General features: G+C 74.2%; 22 protein-coding genes. 12 read left to right on the top strand and 10 right to left on the bottom strand.

The features are described 5' to 3' along the window. Positions 1–24: 24 nt before the first annotated feature. Positions 25–603, bottom strand: coding sequence for a TetR/AcrR family transcriptional regulator (locus ACN9MM_RS28630; protein WP_426366563.1), 579 nt, complete (start codon positions 601–603; stop codon positions 25–27). A 92-nt stretch (positions 604–695) separates the two neighbouring features. On the opposite strand from ACN9MM_RS28630, the gene ACN9MM_RS28625 reads away from it, so the two are divergent. After that, positions 696–1,142, top strand: a complete 447-nt coding sequence (locus tag ACN9MM_RS28625; RefSeq protein WP_426366562.1) for an anthrone oxygenase family protein — start codon at positions 696–698, stop codon at positions 1,140–1,142. Between the two features lie 48 nt (positions 1,143–1,190). Next, positions 1,191–1,616: a DUF4267 domain-containing protein gene (locus tag ACN9MM_RS28620; RefSeq protein WP_426366561.1), complete on the top strand. Its 426-nt coding sequence runs from the start codon at positions 1,191–1,193 to the stop codon at positions 1,614–1,616. 328 nt (positions 1,617–1,944) lie between these two features. On the opposite strand, the gene recX is transcribed toward ACN9MM_RS28620, so the two are convergent. Further along, a complete protein-coding gene (recX, locus tag ACN9MM_RS28615; protein WP_382868679.1) occupies positions 1,945–2,511 on the bottom strand; it encodes a recombination regulator RecX in 567 nt (188 codons plus the stop codon). Positions 2,512–2,515: 4 nt separating this feature from the next. Next, on the bottom strand, positions 2,516–3,652 hold the full coding sequence (recA, locus tag ACN9MM_RS28610; RefSeq protein ID WP_426366559.1) for a recombinase RecA: 1,137 nt from the start codon (positions 3,650–3,652) through the stop codon (positions 2,516–2,518). Between the two features lie 253 nt (positions 3,653–3,905). Between recA and ACN9MM_RS28605 the strand changes: the two genes are divergently transcribed. Then, positions 3,906–4,649: a VOC family protein gene (locus ACN9MM_RS28605; RefSeq protein WP_426366558.1), complete on the top strand. Its 744-nt coding sequence runs from the start codon at positions 3,906–3,908 to the stop codon at positions 4,647–4,649. A 283-nt stretch (positions 4,650–4,932) separates the two neighbouring features. On the opposite strand, the gene ACN9MM_RS28600 is transcribed toward ACN9MM_RS28605, so the two are convergent. Continuing rightward, the gene (locus tag ACN9MM_RS28600; protein ID WP_426366556.1) at positions 4,933–5,718 is read right to left on the bottom strand and encodes an SGNH/GDSL hydrolase family protein; all 786 of its coding nucleotides are present in this window, start codon (positions 5,716–5,718) and stop codon (positions 4,933–4,935) included. Positions 5,719–5,861: 143 nt separating this feature from the next. On the opposite strand from ACN9MM_RS28600, the gene ACN9MM_RS28595 reads away from it, so the two are divergent. The 4 genes from ACN9MM_RS28595 to ACN9MM_RS28580 all read left to right on the top strand — a co-directional run bounded on the left by ACN9MM_RS28595 (position 5,862) and on the right by ACN9MM_RS28580 (position 10,024). Then, the gene (locus tag ACN9MM_RS28595; protein WP_426366555.1) at positions 5,862–7,100 is read left to right on the top strand and encodes a sensor histidine kinase; all 1,239 of its coding nucleotides are present in this window, start codon (positions 5,862–5,864) and stop codon (positions 7,098–7,100) included. Beyond that, positions 7,097–7,765: a response regulator gene (locus tag ACN9MM_RS28590; protein ID WP_426366553.1), complete on the top strand. Its 669-nt coding sequence runs from the start codon at positions 7,097–7,099 to the stop codon at positions 7,763–7,765. Before ACN9MM_RS28595 ends, ACN9MM_RS28590 begins: the two co-directional genes overlap by 4 nt. 135 nt (positions 7,766–7,900) lie before the next feature. After that, positions 7,901–9,211 (top strand): cytochrome ubiquinol oxidase subunit I, encoded by a 1,311-nt coding sequence (locus ACN9MM_RS28585; protein ID WP_426366552.1) that lies wholly within the window; start codon positions 7,901–7,903, stop codon positions 9,209–9,211. A gap of 33 nt (positions 9,212–9,244) precedes the next feature. Beyond that, positions 9,245–10,024 carry a cytochrome d ubiquinol oxidase subunit II gene (locus ACN9MM_RS28580; RefSeq protein ID WP_426366551.1) on the top strand — a complete coding sequence of 260 codons (780 nt, stop codon included), beginning with the start codon at positions 9,245–9,247 and terminating at the stop codon, positions 10,022–10,024. A gap of 88 nt (positions 10,025–10,112) precedes the next feature. On the opposite strand, the gene ACN9MM_RS28575 is transcribed toward ACN9MM_RS28580, so the two are convergent. Both ACN9MM_RS28575 and ACN9MM_RS28570 read right to left on the bottom strand, forming a co-directional pair. Continuing rightward, positions 10,113–11,243 (bottom strand): AI-2E family transporter, encoded by a 1,131-nt coding sequence (locus tag ACN9MM_RS28575; protein WP_382868731.1) that lies wholly within the window; start codon positions 11,241–11,243, stop codon positions 10,113–10,115. Positions 11,244–11,553: 310 nt separating this feature from the next. Next, entirely contained in the window at positions 11,554–11,748 is a 195-nt protein-coding gene (locus ACN9MM_RS28570) for a DUF3046 domain-containing protein (RefSeq protein ID WP_426366550.1), read from the bottom strand. A gap of 79 nt (positions 11,749–11,827) precedes the next feature. Between ACN9MM_RS28570 and ACN9MM_RS28565 the strand changes: the two genes are divergently transcribed. Further along, a complete protein-coding gene (locus tag ACN9MM_RS28565; protein ID WP_426366549.1) occupies positions 11,828–12,757 on the top strand; it encodes a hypothetical protein in 930 nt (309 codons plus the stop codon). A 58-nt stretch (positions 12,758–12,815) separates the two neighbouring features. Here ACN9MM_RS28565 and ACN9MM_RS28560 read toward each other — a convergent pair whose 3' ends face one another. Next, positions 12,816–14,006, bottom strand: coding sequence for a PucR family transcriptional regulator (locus ACN9MM_RS28560; RefSeq protein WP_426366548.1), 1,191 nt, complete (start codon positions 14,004–14,006; stop codon positions 12,816–12,818). 150 nt (positions 14,007–14,156) lie between these two features. Between ACN9MM_RS28560 and ACN9MM_RS28555 the strand changes: the two genes are divergently transcribed. Next, positions 14,157–15,521, top strand: coding sequence for an alkyl sulfatase dimerization domain-containing protein (locus tag ACN9MM_RS28555; RefSeq protein WP_426366546.1), 1,365 nt, complete (start codon positions 14,157–14,159; stop codon positions 15,519–15,521). Continuing rightward, a complete protein-coding gene (locus tag ACN9MM_RS28550) occupies positions 15,518–16,867 on the top strand; it encodes an MFS transporter (RefSeq protein ID WP_426368850.1) in 1,350 nt (449 codons plus the stop codon). Before ACN9MM_RS28555 ends, ACN9MM_RS28550 begins: the two co-directional genes overlap by 4 nt. 113 nt (positions 16,868–16,980) lie before the next feature. Here the strand turns inward: ACN9MM_RS28550 and ACN9MM_RS28545 are convergent, their stop codons facing one another. From ACN9MM_RS28545 to ACN9MM_RS28535, 3 genes are read right to left on the bottom strand one after another with little or no spacing between them, the layout of a single operon-like run. Further along, the gene (locus tag ACN9MM_RS28545; RefSeq protein ID WP_382868705.1) at positions 16,981–17,289 is read right to left on the bottom strand and encodes an AzlD domain-containing protein; all 309 of its coding nucleotides are present in this window, start codon (positions 17,287–17,289) and stop codon (positions 16,981–16,983) included. After that, positions 17,286–18,023: an AzlC family ABC transporter permease gene (locus ACN9MM_RS28540; RefSeq protein ID WP_426366545.1), complete on the bottom strand. Its 738-nt coding sequence runs from the start codon at positions 18,021–18,023 to the stop codon at positions 17,286–17,288. The genes ACN9MM_RS28545 and ACN9MM_RS28540 overlap by 4 nt, the downstream gene beginning before the upstream one ends. Before the next feature lie 28 nt (positions 18,024–18,051). Then, the gene (locus tag ACN9MM_RS28535) at positions 18,052–18,942 is read right to left on the bottom strand and encodes an AraC family transcriptional regulator (protein WP_426366544.1); all 891 of its coding nucleotides are present in this window, start codon (positions 18,940–18,942) and stop codon (positions 18,052–18,054) included. Positions 18,943–19,032: 90 nt separating this feature from the next. On the opposite strand from ACN9MM_RS28535, the gene ACN9MM_RS28530 reads away from it, so the two are divergent. Continuing rightward, positions 19,033–23,682, top strand: a complete 4,650-nt coding sequence (locus ACN9MM_RS28530; RefSeq protein WP_426366542.1) for an Lhr family ATP-dependent helicase — start codon at positions 19,033–19,035, stop codon at positions 23,680–23,682. Between the two features lie 174 nt (positions 23,683–23,856). After that, on the top strand, positions 23,857–24,660 hold the full coding sequence (locus ACN9MM_RS28525; RefSeq protein ID WP_426366541.1) for a DNA-formamidopyrimidine glycosylase family protein: 804 nt from the start codon (positions 23,857–23,859) through the stop codon (positions 24,658–24,660). The last annotated feature ends 6 nt before the right edge of the window (positions 24,661–24,666 follow it).

Genomic DNA, 24,666 nt, shown 5'->3' with positions numbered 1-24,666 from the left:
CCGCGTGCCCGCCCGGACCGCGCGTCAGACCACGGCGAGCCGGTCCACCAGCAGCTCCACCCTCTGCGCGGCGTCCTCCGGCAGTATCCGTCCCGCCCGGGTCAGGGTCGCGAGACCGTGCAGGGACGCCCAGAAGACCTCGGTGAACAGCCCCGGGTGGACACCGTCCCCGGCCACCTCGCCCAGGCTCTCCATCAGCGCGGCGAAGGCGTCCTTCAGCGACTCCGGGGTGTCCTCCCGCGCGTACGGCAGGCCGCCGTCGAGCTGGAACAAGGCGTCGTAGACCGCCGGGTTGCGCTCGGCGAAGTCGAGGTAGGCGCCGGCGAGCGCGGCGGCCCGGTCGCGCGGGCCGTCCGCGGCGGCGGCCGCGGCCCGCACCGCCGCCGCCATCTCGGCGGCGCCCTCCAGGGCGACGGCGCCGATGATCTCGCGCTTCCCACGGAAGTGGCTGTAGAGGACGGGCTGGCTGTACTCGATGCGCTCGGCGAGCCGGCGGGTGGTGACCGCGTCCCAGCCCTGCTGCTCGGCGAGTTCACGGGCCGTCGCCACGATGAGGCGCTCACGCTCCGCCCGTTCGCGCTGCTTGCGTTCCTGTACCGACATGATTCGAATTCTAGCACCGCTAGACAATCAAGCGGCAGCAGTACTAGCGTTGCCCACATCGGCTAGCAGCGCTAGATCCCGGGAGGGACACCATGCTCAGCACACTTGAGGTCATCACCACCGTGGCCGTCGGCCTGATGGTGGGGGTGGAGTTCTCCGTCGCCTTCGTCATGAACCCGATCTTCAACGCCCTCCCGGAGGACAGCGGCCAGCTCGGCCGCGCCCACGGGGGCCGGATGCTGGGCGCCGTGATGCCGTTCTGGTACATCGGCTCACTCGTCCTCGTCGCGGTCTGGGCCATCGCCGGATGGAGCCACGACGGCGCCGGACTCGTGGTCACCGCCGGCGCGCTGCTCATCGTCAGCGTGCTCATGTCGGTCCTTCTGCTCGTCCCGATCAACAACCGGGGCAAGACCTGGACCCCGGAGAACCGGCCCGCCGACTGGAAGGAGCAGATGAACCGCTGGGACCGCTACCACTACGCCCGCGTCGCCGTCATCGTCGCCGCGTTCACCCTGCTGGTCACCGCCCTCGTCTGACACCAGAACCGCCCCTGCGCACCCACCGAAGCCGCGAGGAGCAGAACCATGTCACTGAAGAAGTGCAACACCGTCCTGGCCGCCGCCTTCGTCCTCTTCATCCTCTGGTTCGGGACGGAGTTCATCCTGAGCCCGGAGACGACGGCACCGGGCTTCGGCCTGCCGACGTGGCCGTCCGGCGACGGCGGCGGCTTCCTGGTCGTCAAGGGGATCCGTGACGTCGTCATGGCCCTGGTCCTGGGCGTCCTGCTGGTGACGGGCCACCGCAGGGCGCTGGGCTGGGCGCTGCTGGTGGAGGCCCTCGCCGCGTACGGCGACATGACCACCGTGCTGGCCCACCACGGCTCCCTGGCCATCGCGCTCGGCATCCACTGCCTGACCGCGACCCTGATGGTGTTCAACGGCCTGCTGATCCTGCGCGAGACCCGCGAGACCGCCCCCACGCCGGCAAGCCCCACCCCGCAGCCCGCCTGACGCCCCGTCGGCACCGCCACACTCCCCCAGGGCCCACCCCCGACAGCACCAACGTGGGCCCCGGCCCCATCCGACGGTCAACCCGGAACCCGGCCCCGTCAGGCGCCCAGCCTGGAACCGGCGCCATCCGACGCCCGGCCTGGAACCGCGGCCATCCGACGCCCGGCCTGGAACCCCGGCCATCCGACGCCCGGCCTGAGCCCCCCGCTCAAACCGACACCCGGCCCTGGACCCGCCCCATCCGGCGTCCCGCCCGGGAACCCGGCCCCCTCCGCCGCGCCGCCCTGCCCGCGGACCCCGGCTGGGCCAGTCCTTCTGTCCCCCCGCGTCAGAAGGACTCGTCCAGCCCGTCCGTGTCCTCGCCCTCGGCCTCCAGCGCCTGGCGGACGACGCGGAGGGCCATGCCCTCGGGGTACCCCTTGCGGGCCAGCATCCCCGCAAGTCGTCTCAGGCGCCGGTCGCGGTCGAGGCCGCGGGTGGCGCGCAGCTTGCGGTCCACGAGCTCGCGCGCCGTGGCTTCCTCCCGCTCGGAGTCGAGCTGCTCCACCGCCTCCTGGATGAGGGTCGGCTCGACCCCTTTGGTCCGCAGCTCCCGGGCGAGCGCCCGGCGGGCGAGGCCCCGGCCGTGGTGGCGGGACTCCACCCAGGCCCCCGCGAAGGCGGCGTCGTCGATGAGACCGACGTCCTCGAAGCGGGAGAGGACCTCCTCCGCCACCTCGTCGGGGATCTCCCGCTTGCGCAGCGCGTCGGCGAGCTGCTTGCGCGTGCGGGGGCTTCCGGTGAGCAGGCGCAGGCAGATCGCGCGCGCCCGCTCGGCCGGATCCTGGGGTGACAGCTCCTTCTCGGCCCTCGACGAGTCGGAGCTGTCACCCGGCCATTCGGTGCGCCCGGTCACCGGTTCAGCTCTTGACCGCGGTGGCCTTGGTCGCCTTCGCGGTCTTGCTCACGGGAGCCGGGACGCTCTTGCCGGCGTCGTCCGCACCGGCCGCGTCGGCGGCGGTCGCCGCGTCCGCACCCGGCTCGGCCGACGGAGCCTCGGGCCGGACGCCGACGCCCAGCTTCTCCTTGATCTTCTTCTCGATCTCGTTGGCGAGGTCGGGGTTGTCCTTCAGGAAGTTACGGGCGTTCTCCTTGCCCTGGCCGAGCTGGTCGCCCTCGTACGTGTACCAGGCGCCCGCCTTGCGCACGAAGCCGTGCTCGACGCCCATGTCGATCAGGCCGCCCTCGCGGCTGATGCCCTGGCCGTAGAGGATGTCGAACTCGGCCTGCTTGAAGGGGGGCGCGACCTTGTTCTTGACGACCTTGACGCGGGTGCGGTTGCCGACCGCCTCGGTGCCGTCCTTGAGGGTCTCGATGCGGCGGATGTCGAGGCGCACCGAGGCGTAGAACTTCAGGGCGCGGCCACCGGTCGTGGTCTCCGGCGAGCCGAACATCACGCCGATCTTCTCGCGGAGCTGGTTGATGAAGATCGCGGTGGTCTTGGACTGGTTGAGCGCGCTGGTGATCTTCCGGAGGGCCTGGCTCATCAGACGGGCCTGGAGGCCGACGTGCGAGTCGCCCATCTCGCCCTCGATCTCCGCACGCGGGACGAGCGCGGCGACGGAGTCGATGACGATCAGGTCGAGGGCGCCGGAGCGGACCAGCATGTCGACGATCTCGAGGGCCTGCTCACCGTTGTCCGGCTGGGACAGGATGAGGTTGTCGATGTCGACGCCGAGCTTCTTGGCGTACTCGGGGTCGAGGGCGTGCTCGGCGTCCACGAAGGCGACCTGGCCGCCGGCCTTCTGGGCGTTGGCCACGGCGTGCAGGGTCAGGGTCGTCTTACCGGAGGACTCCGGTCCGTAGACCTCCACGACACGGCCGCGCGGCAGGCCGCCGACGCCGAGGGCGACGTCGAGGGCGGTCGATCCGGTGGAGATCACCTCGATCGGCTCCTGGACGCGGTCACCCATGCGCATCACGGCGCCCTTGCCGAATTGGCGTTCAATCTGTGCGAGCGCGGCGTCGAGCGCCTTCTCGCGGTCGGTTCCTGCCATGGGTTCCACCCGGTTTGCTTGAGTCGATCGCTTCATGTGAAAGACGCTAACCCCTGCCACTGACAATGGGCCCCGGCGTCCCCTCCGACCTGTGGACAACTCGGCTACAAGCCCGTGATTCCAAGGGTCGGGCTTCCATGAGAATGGATGTTCGATTTTAGTGTCAAGCGCGCCACGCGCTCTCGGGAGAGCGCGCCGGCCCGGTGCTCGCGGCCTCCGCACACACCCCGGACCCGTATCTAGGATCGCCCTCATGACGCTGCGACCCGTCCTGGTGAACATCAAGGCCCTCGACGACTCGGCGGTCGGCCGCTTCTGGGCGGAGGCGCTCGGCTGGGAGGTCTCCGGCCCCGGACCCGGCGAGACGAACGTCAGGCCCGCCGGCTTCGACCGGCGGGACCCGGCCACCGTGGGCATCGACGTCGTCGCCGTCCCCGAGCCCAGGACGGCGGCCAAGAACCGGGTGCACCTCGATCTCGCCACGGCCTCCGCCGCCCATCAGGCGGAACTGGTCGCGCGTCTCGGGGCCCTGGGCGCGACGCCCGTCGACATCGGCCAGGGCGACGTGCCGTGGACCGTCCTGGCCGATCCGGAGGGCAACGAGTTCTGCGTACTGGAGCCCCGGGAGGTCTACCGGGACACGGGCCCGATCGCCGCGGTGGTCGTCGACTGCGCGGACCCGCGGGCCATGGCCCGATTCTGGGACGAGGCGCTGGACTGGACCCTGCACGAGGTGGCCGACGACCGCGCGGTGCTGCGTTCCGCCGAGGGCGTCGGCCCGTATCTCGAGTTCCTCCGCAACCCCGACGCGAAGACCGTGCCGGACCGCGTCCGCATCGACCTGCTGCACTGCCCCGGCGACGATCACGAGGCGGAGGCGGCCCGGCTGCGAGCCCTCGGCGCCACCGATCTCGACGCCGGCCGCGGCGACGTCCCGTGGACGGGCATGTCCGACCCGGAGGGCCACGACTTCCGCATCCTCACCCGCCGGCCCTGACACGAAGCCGGACGGCACACCCACCGCCCCTGACACGAAGCCGGACGGCACACCCACCGCCCCTGACACGAAGCCGGACGGCACACCCATCGGCCCCGGCACGGCGTCCGGGAGGAGCGGCCCCCGGGGCGCGCCGATGTTCGGTGTCCCGTGCTGCCAGAAGACGGTCGACCGTTCCCCGGCTCCGGTGTCGTACACGCGCGGCACGCGCCCGTCGTCCAGCTCCAGACCGGTCCCGCTCACGACCGAGCCCCCTCCCGCCGCGTCCTCCGGCGACACGCGCCTACCGGGGACGTGCGGTCACCGGCAGAAGCTCCGGTCGCTTGGCCCGCCGGTCGTCGCCGGACGAGCGCCCGCGCAGGCGCCGGCCGAGCCAGGGCCCGAGGAAGGAGCCGGCCCAGCGGAGTTCGGCGGTCACCGCTCCCAGGCCCGTGGGACGGGCCTGCGGGGGCAGGGGGCGGGTCCAGGAGTCGTCGGAGCCGGGCAGCGCGAGCGCGTGGGCGACGGCGGCGGCGATGCGCGCGTGGCCGACGGGTCCGGCGTGCAGCCGGTCCGCGCTCCACAGCCGGGGGTCGTTGACGACGCGGTGCGCGGAGGCTTCGACGACCACGACGCCGTGCCGGCGCGAGGCGGCGCGGATCCGCTCGTTGAGGGCCTCGACGCGGGGGCCGAGCGGGCGGGCGAGCGGGGTGATCCGGCCGACGTCGGGGAAGGTGAGGGTGGCGACACGGGCCCCCTGTCCGGTCAGCGCGGCGAACATCGCCTCCAGGTGCCCGGCCGTCACGTCCGCGTCGAAGCGCGGCCGCAGCACGTCGTTGACGCCGGCGACGACCGTGGCGAGGTCCGGTCGGAGCGCGAGGGCGGGGCCGAGCTGCTCGGCGTGGACCTGCCCGGCGAGACGGCCGCGTACGGCCAGGTTGGCGTAGCGCACGCCGGGCTGTTCGCGGGCGAGCGACTCCGCGAGCCGGTCCGCCCAGCCGCGCAGCCCGACGGTGTCGTCGCCGTCACCGACCCCTTCGGTCTGACTGTCCCCCAGGGCGACGTACCGCAGAAACGTGCCGTCCGACATGGACCTCCGCCTTCCTCGACCACCGGTGGTGCACCACCAGCGCACCACCGGTGCACCGACCACCCCATCATCCTAGTCACTTTTTTTACTAGACAACTCCGCCAGCAAGGTCCGGAACGGTCCTCCGGCCTATCCTTCGACGCATGTCCCACCCCCTCCGCGCCCCCGGCGGCGGCCGTCTGTCGCCCAGGGCCGCCGACGCCCTCGTGGCGGGACTCGTCCTGCTCGTCGTCGCGGTCTGGACGCTCGTCTCCGCCCGGTACACGAGCGAGCCCGCGGTCCGCACGGCGCTCGGCTGGGCCCTGATCCTGGGCGGCTGCGGGGCGCTGTACTTCCGGCGGCGGCAGCCCGTCGCCGTGGCCGTGGTCACGCTGCTCGCCTGCGTCGTCTACTACCCGCTGTCCGCCCAGGACGGCCCGCTCATGATCGCGTTCGCCCTCGCGCTGTACACGACCGCCGCCGAGGGCCGGTTCGCCGCCGCCGTCGCGCTCGCGGCCGTCACGCTGCTCGCGGTCGGGTTCGGCGAGATCCGGCAGCAGCCCGGGCACCGGCAGATCGACGACACCTCGCTCGCCATGCTGGCCGGCTGGCTGATCAGCCTGGTCGCCGTCGGCCGGGCCCAGCGCACCCGGATCGCCTACCTCCACGAGGTGGAGCAGCGGGCGCTCGCCGCGGAGCGGGAGCAGGAGGCCCGCGCCCGGCAGTCGGCGACCGAGGAGCGGCTGCGGATCGCGCGTGAGGTGCACGACGTGCTCGGGCACAGCATCTCGCTGATCAACGTCCAGTCCGGTGCGGCCCTGCACCGGCTCGGCAAGAAGCCGGCGCCGGAGGCCGGGCTCCTCACCGCCACCGAGGCCCTGGAGGCGGTGAAGGCGACCAGCAAGGACGCGCTGCGCGAGCTGCGGGCGACCCTCGGGGTGCTGCGCCGGGCCGACGAGGCCACGCCGACGACGCCGTCCTCCGGTCTGGCGCTCCTCGGCGACCTCGCCGCGCGCGCCCGGAGCGCCGGCCTCGACGTCGGTACGCACACCACGGGAACGCCCGTACCGCTGCCGCCGCCGGTCGACCTGGCCGCGTACCGGATCGTGCAGGAGTCGCTGACGAACGTCACCCGTCACGCGGGCGCGAGGACCGTGTCGATCACCCTGGACTGGGGCGCCGACGCGGTGCGGCTGCGGATCGCGGACGACGGCGGGGGCGCCCCGGAGAGCCGGCCACCGGGCAGCGGCATCCGGGGCATGGCCGAGCGGGCCCGCGCGTCCGGCGGCGAGCTCACCGCCCGGAACGACGGCGACGGCTTCCTGGTGGAAGCCCGCCTCCCCCTGACCCGACCCACCGAACCCGAACGCGAACCCGAACCGCCCGAGGGGGAATCCCGATGATCCGTGTCGTGCTCGCCGACGACCAGACCCTGGTCCGGGCCGGCTTCCGGTCGATCCTCTCCGACGAGGAGGACATCGAGGTCGTCGGCGAGGCCGGGGACGGGGAGCGGGCGATCGGGCTCGCCCGCGAACTGCGCCCGGACGTGGTCCTGATGGACATCCGGATGCCGGTGCTCGACGGCCTCGAGGCCACCCGCCGCATCACCGCCGACGCGCGGCTCGAAGGCGTACGCGTGGTCATCCTGACCACGTTCGACGCGGACGACCACGTGTACGGGGCGCTGCGCGCGGGCGCCTCGGGCTTCCTGGTCAAGGACACCGAGCCGATGGAACTGCTGCACGCGGTACGGGTCGTGGCGCGCGGCGACGCCCTGATCTCCCCGGCGGTGACCCGGCGCCTGATCTCCGAGTTCGCCGGTCTGCCCGGGCGGCAGCCGGATCCGAGCCCCCGTCTGAACGCGCTCACCGAGCGGGAGCGCGAGGTGCTGGGACTGGTGGGAGCCGGGCTCTCCAACGACGAGATCGCCGGCCGGCTCGTCCTCTCCCCCGCCACCGCCAAGACCCACGTCAGCCGCATCATGACGAAGCTGGCCGTGCGCGACCGCGCGCAGCTGGTGATCCTGGCGTACGAGTCCGGGATGATCACCCCGGGCTGGCTGGCCTGACGTCCCCTACGGGTGGGAGCGCCCCGGGCGCAACTCACGGAGTACGCGCGCGGGGGCAGGCACAACCGCCGGGGTACGGCCGGTGTCCACCCCGGGGTGACGCCGGGCCCCTGACCCTACGCCCACGCTGACCGGGTGAATCAGGACGTACTCGATCTCGCGCGGCTGCAGTTCGCCCTCACCGCGGGCGGCCACTTCCTCTTCGTCGCCCTCACCCTGGGGCTCGCGACCGTCGTCGCCGTGCTCCAGACCAGGGCGACGTTCAGCCGGAATCCGCTGCACGCGCGCATGGTGCGGTTCTGGGGCCAGCTGTACGTGATCAACTACGCGGTCGGCATCGTCACGGGCCTCGTGATGGAGTTCCAGTTCGGCATGGCGTGGAGCGGACTCACGCACGAGGCGGGCAATGTTCTCGGGGCCTCGCTCGCCGTCGAGACGATCGTGGCGTTCTTCGTCGAGTCGACCTTCCTCGGCCTGTGGATCTTCGGCTGGAACCGGCTCAACCGCTGGGCCCACCTGGCCGCGATCTGGATCGTGGTCCTGACCGCCTACGTCTCGGCGTACTGGATCCTCGTCTCCAACGGCTTCCTCAACCACCCCGTGGGCTACTCCTCCGAGGGCGGGGAGCTGGTCCTCGACGACCCGGTCGCAGTGCTCACCAACCCCTCCGCGCTGCTCGCCTTCGGGCACGTCCTGGCGGGCGCGCTGCTGACCGCGGGGTTCTTCATGGCCGGGGTGAGCGCGTACCACCTCTTCCGGCGCAGCCCGGAGTGGGAGTTCTTCGGCCGCAGCCTGCGCATCGGGGTCTTCCTGTCGGCGCCCGCGCTGATGGCCGCGGCCGTCTTCGGCGGGCTGCAGTTCGGCACCCTCACGACCTTCCAGCCCATGAAGTCCGCCGTCTTCGCCGGGAAGGCGGCCGAGATCGCGCGGATCCAGGCCGAGATGACGGACCGCTTCGGGCCGGGCGACTACGTGCCCTCGGAGGCGTGGACCCGGGGCGGCGGCCTGGTGATGCTGATCAGCTTCGCGCTGATGATGTACCTGTGCTTCGCCGGGGTGATCCTGGCCTGCTTCAAGAAGGCCGTCTTCCGGTTCCGGCTCTGGCACCTCGTCCTGATGGCGGCCGTGCCCCTGCCGTACCTCGCGATGATCAGCGGCTGGGTCTTCCGGGAGGCGGGGCGGCAGCCGTGGGTGGTCTACGGGCTCCTCAGGACGGAGGACGCCGTCTCGGACCTCTCGCCGGGCACCATGCGCCTCTCCCTCACCGTCTTCACCACGGTCTTCGTCCTGCTCGCGCTCCTCAACGCCTGGCTCCTCGCACGGCACGCCCGCCGCGGCCCCGTCGAGTCCGGCCTCGGCCACGACGAACGCCCGGACGCCGCCGACGGGGAGGGAGGCGCGCCGCCGGCCGACCCGGCGGACTCGCTGCCGGCTCCCCGCTACTGAACCGTCCGTACCGCCGAGAAACGAGGAGCCCTCGTGGAGACCCTGGCCATCGCCCTGCTCGCCTTCTTCGCCGTGGGCTGGTCCGTCCTCGCGGGGGCGGACCTGGGCACCGGCATGCTCGCCCCCTGGCTCGGCCGGGACGACCCCGAGCGGCGCCTCGTCCTCGCGTCCTTCGCCCCCTTCTTCCTGGGCAACGAGGTCTGGCTGGTCGCCACCGCCGGCGTCCTCGTCGGCTGCTTCCCCACCCTCGAAGGGGAGCTCCTGAGCGGCCAGGTCCCGGTCCTCGTGGCCCTCCTGGCCGGCTGGATCGTCCGGGACGCGGGGCTCTGGTCGCGCGGCCGGGGCCCCGGGCCCCGCTGGCGCGCGGGCTGCGACGCCGCCGTGGCCTGCGGCAGCTGGACCGTCGCGCTCTCCTGGGGGTGGCTGCTCGCGGCCCTGCTGACCGGGCGCCCGTACGTCCCCGCGACGGGTCCCACGGCGGTGCTCACCGCGCTCGCCGTGGCCGCGCTGTTCGCGGCGCACGGGCTCGGCTTCGCCGCCCTGCGCCTCACGGGCGTGCCGTACGAGCGGGCCCGCCGGCTCGTCGGACGCTCCGGGCGCCCCTGGCAGTCCTTCGCGCTCACCGGTGTCCTGCTCGCCGGGCTGCCGCTCTGGGCGGGCACGGCGCTGCCCCTGGCCGGGCGGACGGCCGCGCCCGCCACGCTCGGCGTGCTGGTGCCGACCCTGCTGGTCGTCACCCCGCTGCTCGTGGCCGTCCAGGCGTGGATCTGGCACGCCTTCCGGCACCGGGTGACCGGCCCCTCGTACCTCTGACCGCGCGCGGGATCGGGGCTTCGGTGGGGCTCCAGATCGGGGCTCCGAATCAGGGCTCCGGATCAGAACTCCAGAAGCAGGCTCCGGATCAGGACTCCCCCTGCGAGGACTCCTTCTTGTGGTGCAGGGCCTTCTGCAGCCGGGCGACGACCGCCTCGCCGTATCTCCGGTGGCCGTGGACGCGCGGGTCGTCCGTCACGTCGTACCGCTTCACGTACGCGCCGAGGAAGGCCTGGAGGGTGGCGACGGCCGGGATGGCGATCAGCGCGCCGACCGCCCCGAGCAGCGCCGTGCCCGCGATGACCGAGCCGAAGGCGACCGCAGGGTGGATGTCCACGGTCTTCGAGGTGAGCTTGGGCTGGAGCACGTAGTTCTCGAACTGCTGGTAGATCACGACGAAGCCGAGCACCCACAGCGCGTACCAGGGGTTGACCGTGAAGGCGATCAGCATCGGCAGGGCACCGGCCAGATAGGTGCCGATGGTCGGGATGAACTGCGAGACCAGGCCGACCCACACGGCGAGCGCCGGGGCGTACGGCACGCCCAGGATCTCGAAGAGCACGAAGTGCGCGATGCCCGAGATGAGCGCCATCAGACCGCGCGAGTAGAGGTAGCCGCCTGTCTTGTCGACGGCGATCTCCCAGGCCCGCAGGACCTCGGTCTGCCGGGCCGGCGGCAGGACGGAGCAGAGCGCGCGCCGCAGCCGGGGCCCGTCGGCCGCGAAGTAGAACGAGAACAGGAAGATCGTGAGGAGCCGGAAGAGCCCGCCGAGGACGGTGGCGGAGACGTCGAGGACGCCGGACGCGCTGTTCTGCACGTACTTCTGGAGCCAGTCGGAGCTCAGGACGCTGTCCTGGACCTCGACCCTCGACAGGTCCGTGTGGAAGTTCTGGTTGATCCAGTTGATCAACGAGTCGAGGTACTTCGGGAAGTTCTCGACCATGTCCACGATCTGGCCGGCCAGCATCGAACCGAGGAGGACGACGAAGCCGACGCCGAAGACCGTGACGGCGAAGAAGACGAGGAAGGTGGCGAGGCCGCGCCGCATCCCGCGCGCCGCCATACGTCCGACCGCCGGCTCGATGGCGAGGGCGAGGAAGAAGGCCAGCAGGATGTTGACGAGGAGGCCGATGATCTGGTGGAAGGCCCAGTTGCCCAGCTGGAAGACGGCGTAGAGCGCGAGGGCGAGCACGAGCGCGCGGGGCAGCCAGCGCGGCATCCGCGCGGACCCCGCCGCCGGTCCGGCCCCGGGGTCCGACGGGACGGCGGCCGGGGCCGCGGGCCCGTCGGCCGCCGCTCTCGGGGCGGGGGCCTGCGCCGCGGCGGCGGCCGGGGCTTGGACCGGGGCCGGGGCAGGGGTCTGAGCCGGGGTCGCGGAAGCCGTCACGCCGGCGGTGTCGGGCACGTCGTTCGGTTCGGTCTTGTCGGTGTCGTCAGTCGGGGCCACCCCGCCAGTCTCGCGCACCGCACGGACATTCCACCCGGGGCCCCGCACATCCCCTCCTGTCACCCCGCGGTTCGCCTTCCGGTCACCGCTTGTCGGCCGGGACGCCGACGGCCGCGCAGACGGCACGCCACACGTCCTTCGCCTCCCAGCCGGCGTCCAGCGCCTCGTGCACCGTCCGGCCCCCGAGCTCCGCCATCACGTGATCGCGAGCGAAGGACTCGGCGTAGTGCGCACCGAAGTGGTCGGCCATCCGTTCCCAGAAAATCGTCAACCGCATGACCCCAGTATCCCGCTCCCAAGAGTGCAGCCCGCTCCGCAGACCTTGTCACCGCGCTTTTCCGCCCTACGGTCGGAGCATGGCCGAAAATCCCCTCCACTCCCCGCCCTCGACTCCCCTGGCACGCGCCGAGCGCTTCGTCTGGCTGACGGCCCGCGTCCTCGAACAGCACCGGTTCGCCTACCACTTCCTGCGCGGCGGCCCGGACCGGGTCGAGACGGCCCTCATGGCGTACCTCAACGAGGACGGCGGCTACGGACACGCGCTCGAACCGGATCTGCGCGGCCCGGTGAGCCAGCCGCTGCACACCGCGCACGGGCTGCGGATCCTGGACTCCATCGGCCGCTGCGGCGGCCTGCGCGTGGAGCGGATCTGCCGCTACCTCACGGAGGTGTCCACCCACGACGGGGCGCTCCCCGCGATCCACCCGTCCCAGCGCGGCTACCCCTCCGCGCCCTTCGTGCCGGTCGTCGACTCCCCGCCGAGCGCGCTGCTCTCGACCGGCCCGGTGGTCGGCGTGCTGCACCGCAACCAGGTGTGGCACGCGTGGCTGTTCCGGGCCACCGAGTTCTGCTGGTCGGCCGTGGAGTCGCTGGAGAAGTCCCATCCGTACGAGATCCAGGCGGCCGTCGCCTTCCTGGACTCGGCCCCCGACCGCCCGCGTGCCGAGGCGGCGGCGGACAGGCTCGGCCGGCTCGTCCGAGAGCAGGGCCTCGCGGTCCTGGACCCCGACCGGCCGGAGGACCACCCGCTCGCGGACGGCTACGCGCCCGGCGAGTACCACCACCCCCACGACTACGCGCGCGTGCCGGACTCCCTGGCCGGACGCTGGTTCACGGAGGAGGAGATGACACGCTCCCTCGACCGGCTCCAGGCCGACCAGCAGGAGGACGGCGGCTGGCCGGTCCGGTGGCGCGCCTGGGCGCCCGGCTCGGCTCTGGAGTGGCGCCCGATCGTCACCGTCGAGGCCCTGCGCACCCTCCGCGCGCACGGCCGCGCGATCGACTGACGGGCAGGGCCGGCGGCCAGGGTCCCGGGCGGGCACCCGCGCGGGGCCGGCCTCCGCCCTACCCCTCCGGGGCCTCGCGCAGCAGCAGCGCCGCGAGGGCGGTGGCCGTGCCCCTCGGCGTCGCCAGGTCGATGCCGGTCCGCTCGGTGGTGCGGGCGAGCCGGTTGTCGACGGTGTTGGGGTGCAGCCCGAGCGCGGCGGCCGTGGCGCGCCGGTCCTGGCCGTGGGCGAGGTGGACGCGCAGAGTCTCCAGGAGCTCGGGGCGGTCGGCGACCGGGTCGAGGAGGGCGGCGATGCGACGGCCGCTCTCCCCGGGCCGGGACAGGTGGTACTCCAGGAGCACGTCGTCGAGCCGGTGCAGTCCGGGCGGCAGGCCGCACCCCGCAGCGACCCGCAGGACCTCTCCGGCGGTACGGGAGGCCTCGGGCACCGCCTCCGGGCCCGCGGCGGGCACGACGGCGACCCGCAGCGTGGTGCCGGCGGCCCGGGAGAGCCGCTCCGCCAGGTCCTCGGGCGGCTCGGTCGCACCGGGGACGATCGCCCGCCCCGGCTCCGTACCGGTGTCGATGAGGGCGGGCACCTCCACGCCGAAGCCGTGGTCGAGCGCCGTCCGGACGCGGCGCAGCCGCCGCCGTGCCGCCACCTCGCCCTCGTCGGGCGGTGCGACGGCGCCGACGGCGAGCACCAGGCAGGGGCCGTCGATGCCGAAGGGGGCCGCCGCGAGCCGGGCCGGGGGCAGCGTCCCGTCGAGGAGCCCGCGCAGCAGGGAGCGGAGCTGGGCCCGCCGCTCGGTCTCCAGGGCCGAGCGCTCGTCGAGGTAGGTCTCGGCGACGGCGCCGACGATGCCCGGCTGGGACGCGAAGAGGAGGTCGGCGAGCTCGACGAGGGCCGCCTCGTCGCCGGGGAGGGCCGCCTCGCGCAGCGCCCGCCACAGCATGTACGCGCCGAGGCTGTGACTGCGGAGCAGCAGGTGGAGCGGCATGCCCTCCTCGGCGCGCTGCGCGGCGCGCTCGCGGAACAGGCGCGTGTCACCGGCCTCACGGCCCCCGGGTGCGAGGGCGCTGCGGAGGAAGAGCCGTACGCCGTGGCGTACGGTCGCCGCGATCTCGATGTCCTTCATCTCGTCGGGCAGCCGGTCGTAGCCGGGCAGCCGTGCGAAGGAGTCCCTGGTCATCCGGCGTGCGAGCTCGTTGACCCGGGCCTCGCATCGCAGCGCGAGCGCCCGGGCCTCCGCGGAGACCTCCGTCACGACGGCTCCTCTCCTCCGCACCTGCGGACTGTGACGGGTCACAGTACCGACCGTCGAAGGATGTGACGGCGCGGGATGTCGTGCCACGCCTGACGGGCCGAAACTCGGTGCCCAGGCGTTCCGCCGCACCGCACCGAAGGAGCCGCTGGTATGACCGAGCACACCCCCCGTACGTATCTCGACTACACCGACCGGGTGTGGCGGGGCGAGGAGACCCTGCTGCCTCACCTCACGGGCGCGTTCACCTCGGAGGAGCTGGTCCGGGTCCGCGACCGGATCGGGTTCTTCCCGGCGTTCGCGAACGTCGCCGTCTTCGACAGCGGCGACGGGCTCGTCCTGGTGGACTCGGGCGACGTGCGCACGGCGGAGCTGCTGCACAGGGCGGTGCGCGCGTTCAGCCAGGACCCGGTACGGGCGGTCGTCTTCACGCACGGCCATGTCGACCATGTCTTCGGGGTGGCGCCGTTCGACGCCGAGCGGGTCCGCCCGGAGGTGATCGCGCACGAGGCGGTGGCCGCCCGCTTCGAACGGTACGTGGAGACCGCGGGCTACAACGCGTGGATCAACCGGCGCCAGTTCGGCGTACCGGGCCTGGAGTGGCCCACCGCGTACCGCCACCCGGACACGACGTACCGCGACCGGTTGACCGTGCGTCACGGCGAGTTGACGTTCGAGCTGTTCCACGCGCGCGGGGAGACGGACGACCACACCTACGTGTGGGTGCCGGAGCTCAGGACCCTGTGCACGGGCGACCTCTTCATCTGGAACTCCCCCAACGCCGGCAACCCGCAGAAGGTGCAGCGCTACCCGGAGGAGTGGGCGCGGGCCCTGCGCGCCATGGGCGAGCTCGGCGCCGAGGTGCTGCTGCCGGGCCACGGCATCCCGATCGTCGGCGCGGACCGGGTGGCACGCGCGCTCGACGACACGGCGGCCCTCCTGGAGTCGCTGTGCGCGCAGACGCGGGAGCTGATGAACGCGGGGCTGCGTCTGGACGCCGTCATCCACGGGGTGAAGGTCCCGGAGGAGCTGCTCGCGAAGCCGTACCTGCACCCGGCCTACGACGAGCCGGAGTTCGTCGTACGGAACCTGTGGCGCCTGTGGGGCGGCTGGTACGACCAGAACCCCGCCCATCTGAAGCCGGCCCCCGAGGCGGCCGTCGCGGCCGAGTTCGCGGAGGCGGCGGGCGGCGCGCTCGCCCTCGCCGAGCGGGCGGCCCGCCTCCTGGACGAGGGCGAGCTGCGGCTCGCCTCGCACCTGGCGGAGACGGCGGCCCTGGCCGCACCCGCGGACGCCGTGGTGGCCCGGATCCGGGCCCGGGTGTACGAGACGCGGGCCGGGCGCGAGACGTCGACGATGGCGCGCGGGGTCTTCCACTGGGCGGCGGCGGAGTCCGCGGCGGTGGCGGAGGGCACGGACGTCACGACGGAGCTGACCCGTTCCGCCGCGGGCCGGGAGCGGGCCGCCGGGGCGATCAGCGTGGGCGTCGTCGCCGAAGAGGACCCGTGCTGCGGATGAGCGGGGCCGGCAGCGTGACGGGAGGCGGGGCCCGGAGCGCGGCGGCGGTCCGCACGGCCGGGAAGCGGGGCGCCTGGGGCACCACCTGGCTGCTGCTCGCGTTCATGCTGGTCAACTTCGCGGACAAGACCGTCCTCGGTCTCGCCGGGCCGGACATCATGCGCGAGTTCGGCATCTCCCGGCAGGAGTTCGGGGCGTCGCAGGCGGCGTTCTTCGCGCTGTTCTCGGTGTCGGCGCTCGCCGTGTCGGCGCTGACCCGGAAGGTGCGGACGTCCGTCCTGCTGCTCGGGATGGCGCTCCTGTGGTCGGTGGCGCAGCTGCCGATGGTGTGGGCCGCGGCCGGATTCGGGACGCTGGTGCTGACCCGTGTGCTGCTCGGCGCGGCGGAGGGTCCGGCGGCGCCGGTCGCGGTCCACCACCTGCACGGCTGGTTCGGCCAGCGGGACCGGAACCTGCCGACGGCCGTCCTGATGGTCGGCGCCGCGGCCGGGGTGGCGGTCGCCGCACCCCTCCTGTCGGCGGTGATCTCGGAGTGGGGCTGGCGCTGGGCCTTCGGCGCGGTCGGCGTGACCGGCCTGGTGTGGGCGGCCGTCTGGCGCCGGTACGGCTCCGAGGGCCCGCTCGCGCCCCCGGTGGGCGGGACGCGGGGCCCCGAGGACGCGGGGGTCACGGAGGTCCCGCTGCGCCGGGTCCTGCTGAGCGGCACGTTCCTGACGGCGTGCGCGGGCTCGTTCGCCGCGTACTGGCTGATGAGCTCGAAGCTGACCTGGCTGCCGGACTACCTGGAGGCGGTCCTCGGCTGGGACGCGCACCGGGCCGGTCTGATGGTCGGCGCGGGCGCCGTCGCCAACGGCGTGGTCCTGCTGGTCCACGGGGTGGTCGCCCAGCGGGCGGCCCGGCGCGGCAGGCCGGGACGGCTGCCGGCGGGCGCGGGTGCGGGGGTGCTGCTCCTGCTCTCCGCGGTGGCCGTGACGGTCTTCGCGACGGCGGGCGCGGACTGGCTGCGGGTGCCGATGATGTTCGGTCCGATGGCGCTGGCGCTGCCGATGATGACGGTGGGCCAGACCGCGGTCGCCCGGATCACCCCGCCCGCGCAGCGCGGGGTGGTGCTCGGCGCGGTGGTCTGCGTCTTCGCGCTGGGCGGGGTGCTCGCGCCGCTGGTCCTCGGCGGCATCGTGGACGCGGGCGCGACGACGGCCCGTGGGTACGAGAACGGCTGGCTGTTCACGGCCGGGCTGCTCGCGGTCGCCGGCGTCCTGACGGCGCTGTTCCTGCGCCCGGAGCGGGACGCGGAGCGCCTGGGCGTCCCGGAGACCCCACCGGTGGGGGTGCCGGTGGCGCACTGAGCAGGCGCGGTACGGGACCGGTGGGCGGTACGGGACCGGTGGGCGGTACGGGCCCGATGGCCGTACGGGATCGATGGCCGTACGGCGTCACCGGCCCCGTGAAGGTCCTGCCGTCACCACCCCAGGGCCCGGACCCCCGCCGTGACGGCGACGGCCGCGCCCACCACGACCAGGAACGGCGCGCGCAGGACGAGCGCGACGGCGGCCGCGGCGAGCCCGGCGGCCCGGGCGTCCAGGACGAGGTCGCCGCCCGTGCTGAAGGTCTGCTGCGCGGTGAGCGCGGCGAGCAGCGCGACGGGGAGCAGGGCGGCGAGCCGCTGGACGAGGGGGCGTTCCAGCGCTCCGGCGGGTACGAGCAGGCCGATCAGCTTGACGAGGTAGCAGCCGCCGGCGGTGAGGGCGATCGCGATCCAGACGTTCATCGGGAGTCCTTCTCTCCGGTGGGGGCCGTGCGGCGGCCCTGGGCCCAGAGCACGGCGGGCGCGGCGAGGGCCGCGGCGAGGACCGGGACCCCGGCGGGCAGGACGGGCAGCAGGCCGAGGCCCAGCAGGACGGCGATGCCGGCGGTGGCGCGCTCGGTCGTGGACTTCAGCATGGGGGCGAGCAGGGCCAGGAAGACGGCGGGGCCCGCGGCGTCGAGCCCCCAGGCCGCGGTGTCGCCGATCGCCTCGGCGCCGAGCGCCCCGAGGAACGTGGTCAGGTTCCACAGGACGTACAGGGTGAGGCCGGTGACGGTGAAGCCGATCCGGGCGGCGCGGCGGGACGGCTGCGCGAGGGCGACGGCCGTGGTCTCGTCGATCACCCAGTGCGCGGCGAGGGGCCGGACGGCCTTCGGTACCGCGAGGAGCTGGGAGAGCCGCAGTCCGTAGAAGGCGTTGCGGGTGCCCAGGAAGAAGGCGCCGGCGGCGGCCGTGAAGGGGTTGCCGCCCGCGGCGAGCGCTCCGACCAGGGCGAACTGCGAGGCGCCGGTGAAGACGAGCAGGCTGAGGACGCAGGTCTGGAGGAGGCTCAGGCCGGAGCCCGCGGAGGTCACGCCGAAGGCGAAGCCGGAGAGCCCGACGGCGACGCCGACGCCGAGCGCGTCGCGGACGACGGCCGCGTCGGGCTTGACCGGGGTGCCGTCGCGTATGACGGGAGGTGCTGTCTGTTCTGCCACGTCAGAGACGGTACGGCGCCGGTTCGGGTCAGGTCTTGTACGTTCTTGCGCGGGGAGGGCCCGGTGCCTCCCGGGCCGCGCCCCGCGCGCGCTGGTAGGCGCCCGGCGGCACCCCGACGCTGCGGGTGAAGTGCCGGCTGAGGTGCGACTGGTCGGTGAAGCCGACGGCGGCGGCCGCCTCCGCAGGGGGCGTCCCCGTGTCGAGGAGCCTGCGGGCCCGCCGTACGCGCGCGTCGGTGAGCCAGGTGTGCGGAGGCATCCCGTACGCCTCGCGGAAGGCCCGGAGCAGCGCGAACGGGCTGGTGCCCAGGTCGGCGGCGAGGCGCTCCAGGGTCGGCGGCTCGACCATCCCGGCCTCCAGGACCTCACGCGCGCGTGCCGCGTTCCGGGCTCCTGCCGAACGGAGCGGGAGCGGGGTGACGAGACCGCCGTGGCTGCGCAGCATCCGGGCGGTGACCAGGCGCAGCAGGCTGTCCGCGGCGAGCGCGTTGCCCTCCTCGGCGGCCCGGTGGACGCCGACGACGAGCCGGGCGGCGTGCGGGTCGTCGACGACGGGCGAGGTGAAGCCCGCCTCGCCGCGCAGGGCGAAGGTGTCGGCGGCGATCGACCGGACGATCTCCGCGTCCGGGTAGATCGTCCGGTAGGTCCAGCCCTCGGGCACTCCGGCGTGCCCGGTGTGCGGGGTGTCCGGGTTGACGAGGGCGATCTGTCCGGGGCCGGCCTGGACGAGCTCGTCGCGGTAGTGGAAGGCCTCGACACCCTCGGTGATCGCGGCGAAGACGAAGGTCTCGTGGGTGTGCCGGGCGAAGGCCTTGCGGATGTAGTGGGCGTGCAGCAGGTCGACCCCGGGCAGCTCGGCGTACTGCCAGTACCGGGCCCGCTCCCCGCTCGCTCCGTCCCCCGTCGCGCCCGTCACCATTCCCCCATTCTGCGCCCCGGCGGCGCCCCGCGACGATCGGGTTCGCCCAGGTCCGGACGGTTGTCAGTGGTCGGGTGCACGATGGGGGGCATGGTCAGGTCCGCGCTCGACTCGTTCTCCCCCGCGACCCGTGGTTGGTTCACCGGGGCCTTCACCGCGCCCACCGCCGCGCAGGAGGGCGCCTGGAAGGCCATCGGCGCGGGCTCCGACGTGCTCGTCGTCGCGCCGACCGGCTCGGGCAAGACCCTGGCGGCCTTCCTCGCCTCCCTGGACCGGCTGGCGTCCTCGCCGCCGCCGGCCGAGGCGAAGAAGCGCTGCCGCGTGCTGTACGTGTCGCCGCTGAAGGCCCTGGCCGTGGACGTCGAGCGAAACCTCCGCTCGCCGCTGACCGGCATCCGCCAGGAGTCGGTCCGGCTCGGTCTGCCCGAGCCGGACGTCCGGGTCGGGATCCGCTCCGGGGACACCCCGCCGGCCGAGCGCCGGGCGCTCGCGACCCGGCCGCCGGACATCCTGATCACCACGCCCGAGTCCCTGTTCCTGATGCTGACCTCCGCCACGCGCGAGGCCCTGTCGGGCGTGGAGACGGTCATCCTGGACGAGGTCCACGCGGTCGCGGGCACGAAGCGGGGCGCGCACCTGGCCCTCACCCTGGAGCGGCTCGACGAGCTCCTGCCCCGCCCCGCGCGCCGGATCGGCCTGTCCGCCACGGTCCGCCCGGTCGACGAGGTGGCCCGCTACCTCTCGCCGGGGCGGGCCGTGGAGATCGTGCAGCCGCCGTCGGGCAAGGAGTTCGACCTGTCCGTCGTCGTCCCCGTCGAGGACATGGGCGAGCTCGGCGGCTCCCCCGCCTCCGAGGGGAAGGACGGCGGGGACAAGCCGTCGATCTGGCCGCACGTCGAGGAGCGGATCGCCGACCTCGTGCAGTCCCACCGCTCCACGATCGTCTTCGCGAACTCCCGCCGGCTCGCCGAGCGCCTGTGCAACCGGCTCAACGAGATCGCGTACGAGCGGGCGACCGGCGAACCGCTCCCGGAGGGGGCTCCTCCGGCCCAGGTCATGGCCCAGTCGGGGGCGGCGCAGGGCGCCCCGCCGCTGCTCGCGCGGGCCCACCACGGTTCGGTGTCGAAGGAGCAGCGCGCCCAGGTGGAGGAGGACCTGAAGGCGGGCCGGCTGCCCGCCGTGGTGGCCACCTCCAGCCTGGAGCTGGGCATCGACATGGGCGCGGTCGACCTGGTGGTGCAGGTCGAGTCGCCGCCGTCCGTGGCCTCCGGGCTCCAGCGCGTGGGGCGCGCGGGCCACCAGGTGGGAGCGGTCTCCACGGGCGTGGTCTTCCCCAAGTACCGCGGCGACCTGGTGCAGGCCGCCGTGGTCACCGAGCGGATGCGTTCCGGCGCGATCGAGTCGATGCGGATCCCCGCCAATCCTCTGGACGTCCTCGCGCAGCAGCTCGTCGCGATGGTCGCGCTCGACACCTGGCAGGTGGACGACCTGCTGGCCGTGGTGCGCCGCTCGGCCCCGTTCTCCTCGCTGCCGGAGTCGGCGTTCACCGGCGTCCTGGACATGCTGGCCGGCCGCTACCCCTCGGACGCCTTCGCCGAGCTGCGCCCGCGCGTGGTCTGGGACCGGGTCGCCGGGACGGTCACGGGACGGCCCGGCGCCCAGCGGCTCGCCGTCACCTCGGGCGGCACGATCCCCGACCGCGGTCTGTTCGGCGTCTTCCTCGCGGGCTCGGACCCCAAGAAGGGCGGGGGCCGGGTCGGCGAGCTCGACGAGGAGATGGTGTACGAGTCGCGGGTCGGCGACGTCTTCACGCTCGGCACCACCTCCTGGCGGATCGAGGACATCACCCGGGACCGGGTGCTCGTCTCCCCCGCGCCCGGCGTGCCGGGACGGCTGCCGTTCTGGAAGGGCGACCAGCTGGGCCGCCCGCTCGAACTGGGGCGGGCGGTGGGCGCGTTCCTCCGCGAGGTCGGCGCCCTCGGGGACGAGGACGCGCGCCTGCGGCTGCTCGCCGCGGGCCTGGACGCCTGGGCCGCGGAGAACGTCCTCGCGTACCTCAAGGAGCAGCGCGAGGCCTGCGGCCACGTGCCGGACGACCGGACGATCCTGGTCGAGCGCTTCCGCGACGAGCTCGGGGACTGGCGGGTCGTCATCCACTCCCCGTTCGGGGCGCAGGTGCACGCCCCATGGGCGCTGGCGCTCGGCGCGCGGCTCGCCGAGCGGTACGGCATGGACGCGCAGGTGATGCACGCCGACGACGGCATCGTGCTGCGCCTGCCCGACGCCGACCTGATGGGCCTGGACATGGGCCTGGACCTCCTCGACCACGAGCCGGTCGACCCGAGCCGGCACCTGGACACGGCGTACGACGCGGACAAGGCTCCCGTGGGTGCGGCCGACGCCCTCTTCGACCAGGGCGAGATCGGGCAGATCGTCACCGACCAGGTGGGCGGCTCAGCGCTGTTCGCCTCCCGGTTCCGCGAGTGCGCCGCCCGCGCCCTGCTGCTGCCGAAGCGCAACCCGGGCAAGCGCACCCCGCTGTGGCAGCAGCGGCAGCGCGCGGCCCAGCTCCTCCAGGTGGCGAGCGAGTTCGGCTCGTTCCCGATCGTCCTGGAGGCCGTCCGCGAGTGCCTCCAGGACGTCTTCGACCTCCCCGGCCTGACGGAGCTCATGGGGGACATCGAGGCCCGCCGGGTCCGGCTGGTCGAGGTCACCACCCCGGAGCCGTCGCCCTTCGCCCGCTCGCTGCTCCTCGGGTACGTGGCGCAGTTCCTGTACGAAGGCGACTCCCCGCTCGCGGAGCGGCGGGCGGCCGCCCTCTCGCTGGACTCCCGGCTGCTCGCGGAGCTCCTCGGCCAGGCCGAGCTGCGGGAGCTGCTCGACCCGGAGGTGCTGACGGAGCTGGAGCGGGAGCTCCAGTGGCTGACGGAGGACCGCCGGATCAAGGACGTGGAGGGCGTCGCCGACCTGCTGCGGGTCCTCGGCCCGCTGACGGAAACGGAGCTGGCCGAGCGGGGCGCCGAGCCGGGGTGGGCGCCCGACCTCGGGGCCGCCCGCCGCGCGATCCGGGTGCGGATCGGCGGCCGGGACCACTGGGCGGCGATCGAGGACGCGGGGCGCCTCCGGGACGCCCTGGGAACGGCGCTGCCGGTCGGCGTGCCCGAGGCCTTCACCGAGCCGGTCAAGGACCCGCTGGGCGACCTGCTCGCGCGGTACGCGCGCACGCACGGCCCGTTCACCTCCTCCCAGGCCGCCGGCCGCTTCGGACTCGGCGCGGCCGTCACGGACGGCGGGCTCCAGCGTCTCGCCGCCTCGGGCAGGGTCGTCCAGGGCGAGTTCCACCCCTCGGGCATCGGCCAGGAGTGGTGCGACGCGACCGTCCTGCGCCGGCTGCGGCGCCGCTCCCTTGCGGCCCTGCGCCACGAGCTGGAGCCGGTGCCCCCGGCGGCCCTCGCCACGTTCCTGCCGCAGTGGCAGCACGTGGGGAGCAGCGGTCTGCGCGGCATCGACGGCCTCGCGCGCGCGATCGAGCAGCTCCAGGGCGCGCCGGTCCCGGCCTCGGCCCTGGAGAAGCTGATCCTGCCCTCCCGGGTCCGGGACTACTCCCCGGCGCTCCTGGACGAACTGACGACGACCGGCGAGGTCGTCTGGGCGGGCGCGGGCTCGCTCCCGGGCAAGGACGGCTGGGTCTCCCTCTACCTGGCGGACGCGGCCCCGCTGCTCCTCCCGCCGCCGCACCCCCTGGAGCTGTCCGCGCTGCACGCATCCGTCCTCACGGCCCTCTCCGGCGGGTACGGGCTGTTCTTCCGGCAGATCGCCGACCAGATCCGGGCCACCACCCACCCGGACGCCACCGATCCGCAGCTGGCCGACGCCCTCTGGGACCTGGCCTGGTCGGGCCGGCTGACCAACGACACCCTGGCCCCGCTGCGCGCGCTCCTCGGTTCGGGCCGCACGGCGGGCTCCACCGCGCACCGCGCGCGCCGCACGGTCCCGCGCGGCCGGTACGGGGCGCTGACGGCCGCGGCCCGCCCGGTCTCACGCACGGGCCCGCCGACGGTCTCCGGCCGCTGGTCCCTCCTGCCTCCCCCCGAGCCGGAGCCGACGCACCGGGCGCACGCCCTGGCCCGCACCCTCCTGGACCGGCACGGCGTGGTCACCCGGGGCGCGGTGGCCGCCGAGGGCGTCGAAGGCGGCTTCTCCGCCACGTACCGGATCCTGGCCGCCTTCGAGGACAGCGGACAGGCCCGGCGCGGCTACGTCGTGGAGGGGCTCGGCGCGGCCCAGTTCGCGATGGACGGGGCGGTGGACCGGCTGCGGGCGGCCGCGACGGCCCGCGACCGCGGCGCCGAGGCCGCGGCGGGCCCCCGCGCCCTCGTCCTCGCCGCCGCGGACCCGGCGAACGCCTACGGTGCGGCCCTGCCCTGGCCCGAGCCGCCGGCGGGCGCCGGTCACCGGCCGGGCCGCAAGGCGGGCGCGATGGTGGTCCTGGTCGACGGCGAGCTCACGCTCTACATGGAGCGCGGCGGCAAGACGCTCCTCTCCTGGCCGACGGACCCCGACGACCCGGCGCTGAGCGCGGCGGCGGAGGCCCTGGCGGCGTCGGCGAAGGCGGGGTCGCTGGGCACGGTCACGGTGGAGCGGGTCAACGGCACGGCGTCCCTGACGTCCCCCCTGGCCCGCCCCCTGGAAGCCACCGGCTTCCTGGCCACCCCCAGAGGCCTCCGCCTCCGCCCCTGACCCGCCGCCACCCCCGTTGTGGGCATGCGTCCCGCCGGAGCGGTGCCCACGCCTGCCCACACGGCAGCGGGCGACGGGCCCACACCGGGTGCGGGTCACCGCCCGAGCCCACACCGGGCGCGGGCACCGCGTGCAAAGGCCCCGCCCCACCAGGCACCGGCCCACAATGGACCCGTGCCCGAAGGAGATACCGTCTGGCAGGCCGCTCACCGCCTGCACACCGCGCTCGCCGGCCAGGTCCTCACCCGCGCGGACCTCCGCGTGCCCCGGTTCGCGACCGCCGACCTCACCGGCCGCACGCTCCTCGACGTCACCCCGCGCGGCAAACACCTCCTCGCCCGGATCGAGGGCGGGCTCACCCTCCACTCGCACCTGCGGATGGACGGCGCCTGGCGGGTGTACGCCACCGGGGAGCGCCCGCGCGGCGGTCCCGAGCACCAGATCCGCGCGGTCCTCGGGAACGCCGAGTCCACCGCGTACGGCTACCGCCTCCCCGTCCTGGAGCTGATCCGTACCGCCGAGGAGGCGAACGCCGTGGGCCATCTGGGGCCGGACCTGCTCGGCCCGGACTGGGATCCCGACGAGGCCGTGCGGCGTCTCGTCGCCGACCCCGCGCGCCCCCTCGGTGCCGCCCTCCTCGACCAGCGCAACCTGGCCGGCATCGGCAACGTGTACAAGTCGGAACTGGCCTTCCTCGCCGCCGTCACCCCGTGGCTCCCGGTCGGCGAGCTCGCCCCGGACGTCCCGGCCCGTCTGGTCGCCACGGCCCACCGCCTGCTCGACGCGAACAAGGACCGTCCGGACCGCCGCACCACGACCACGCGGCGCCCGGGCACCCCGCTCCACGTCTACGGCCGCGAGGGCCGCCCCTGCCTGCGCTGCGGCACCGCGATCCGCAAGGCGGAGCTCGGCGACCGGGTCACGTACTGGTGCCCGGGCTGCCAGCGGGGCCCGGACGGAATCCGCCCCGACAATTGACGATCC

It is taken from the genome of Streptomyces sp. E-08 (assembly GCF_049913095.1).
Taxonomy (GTDB): Bacteria; Actinomycetota; Actinomycetes; order Streptomycetales; family Streptomycetaceae; genus Streptomyces.
Note: the sequence above shows the minus strand (reverse complement) of the source record. Positions and strands in the feature narration are given on the sequence as shown.

Bases quoted from the DNA above. Each gene is read 5' to 3' on its own strand.
- ACN9MM_RS28630 (WP_426366563.1), bottom strand. From the start codon at position 603: ATGTCGGTACAGGAACGCAAGCAGCGCGAACGGGCGGAGCGTGAGCGC.
- ACN9MM_RS28625 (WP_426366562.1), top strand. From the start codon at position 696: ATGCTCAGCACACTTGAGGTCATCACCACCGTGGCCGTCGGCCTGATG.
- ACN9MM_RS28590 (WP_426366553.1), top strand. From the start codon at position 7,097: ATGATCCGTGTCGTGCTCGCCGACGACCAGACCCTGGTCCGGGCCGGC.
- ACN9MM_RS28555 (WP_426366546.1), top strand. From the start codon at position 14,157: ATGACCGAGCACACCCCCCGTACGTATCTCGACTACACCGACCGGGTG.
- ACN9MM_RS28595 (WP_426366555.1), top strand. From the start codon at position 5,862: ATGTCCCACCCCCTCCGCGCCCCCGGCGGCGGCCGTCTGTCGCCCAGG.
- ACN9MM_RS28550 (WP_426368850.1), top strand. From the start codon at position 15,518: ATGAGCGGGGCCGGCAGCGTGACGGGAGGCGGGGCCCGGAGCGCGGCG.
- recA (WP_426366559.1), bottom strand. From the start codon at position 3,652: ATGGCAGGAACCGACCGCGAGAAGGCGCTCGACGCCGCGCTCGCACAG.
- ACN9MM_RS28545 (WP_382868705.1), bottom strand. From the start codon at position 17,289: ATGAACGTCTGGATCGCGATCGCCCTCACCGCCGGCGGCTGCTACCTC.
- ACN9MM_RS28530 (WP_426366542.1), top strand. From the start codon at position 19,033: ATGGTCAGGTCCGCGCTCGACTCGTTCTCCCCCGCGACCCGTGGTTGG.
- ACN9MM_RS28535 (WP_426366544.1), bottom strand. From the start codon at position 18,942: ATGGTGACGGGCGCGACGGGGGACGGAGCGAGCGGGGAGCGGGCCCGG.
- ACN9MM_RS28605 (WP_426366558.1), top strand. From the start codon at position 3,906: ATGACGCTGCGACCCGTCCTGGTGAACATCAAGGCCCTCGACGACTCG.
- ACN9MM_RS28600 (WP_426366556.1), bottom strand. From the start codon at position 5,718: ATGTCGGACGGCACGTTTCTGCGGTACGTCGCCCTGGGGGACAGTCAG.
- ACN9MM_RS28575 (WP_382868731.1), bottom strand. From the start codon at position 11,243: ATGCCGCGCTGGCTGCCCCGCGCGCTCGTGCTCGCCCTCGCGCTCTAC.
- ACN9MM_RS28620 (WP_426366561.1), top strand. From the start codon at position 1,191: ATGTCACTGAAGAAGTGCAACACCGTCCTGGCCGCCGCCTTCGTCCTC.
- ACN9MM_RS28570 (WP_426366550.1), bottom strand. From the start codon at position 11,748: ATGCGGTTGACGATTTTCTGGGAACGGATGGCCGACCACTTCGGTGCG.
- ACN9MM_RS28565 (WP_426366549.1), top strand. From the start codon at position 11,828: ATGGCCGAAAATCCCCTCCACTCCCCGCCCTCGACTCCCCTGGCACGC.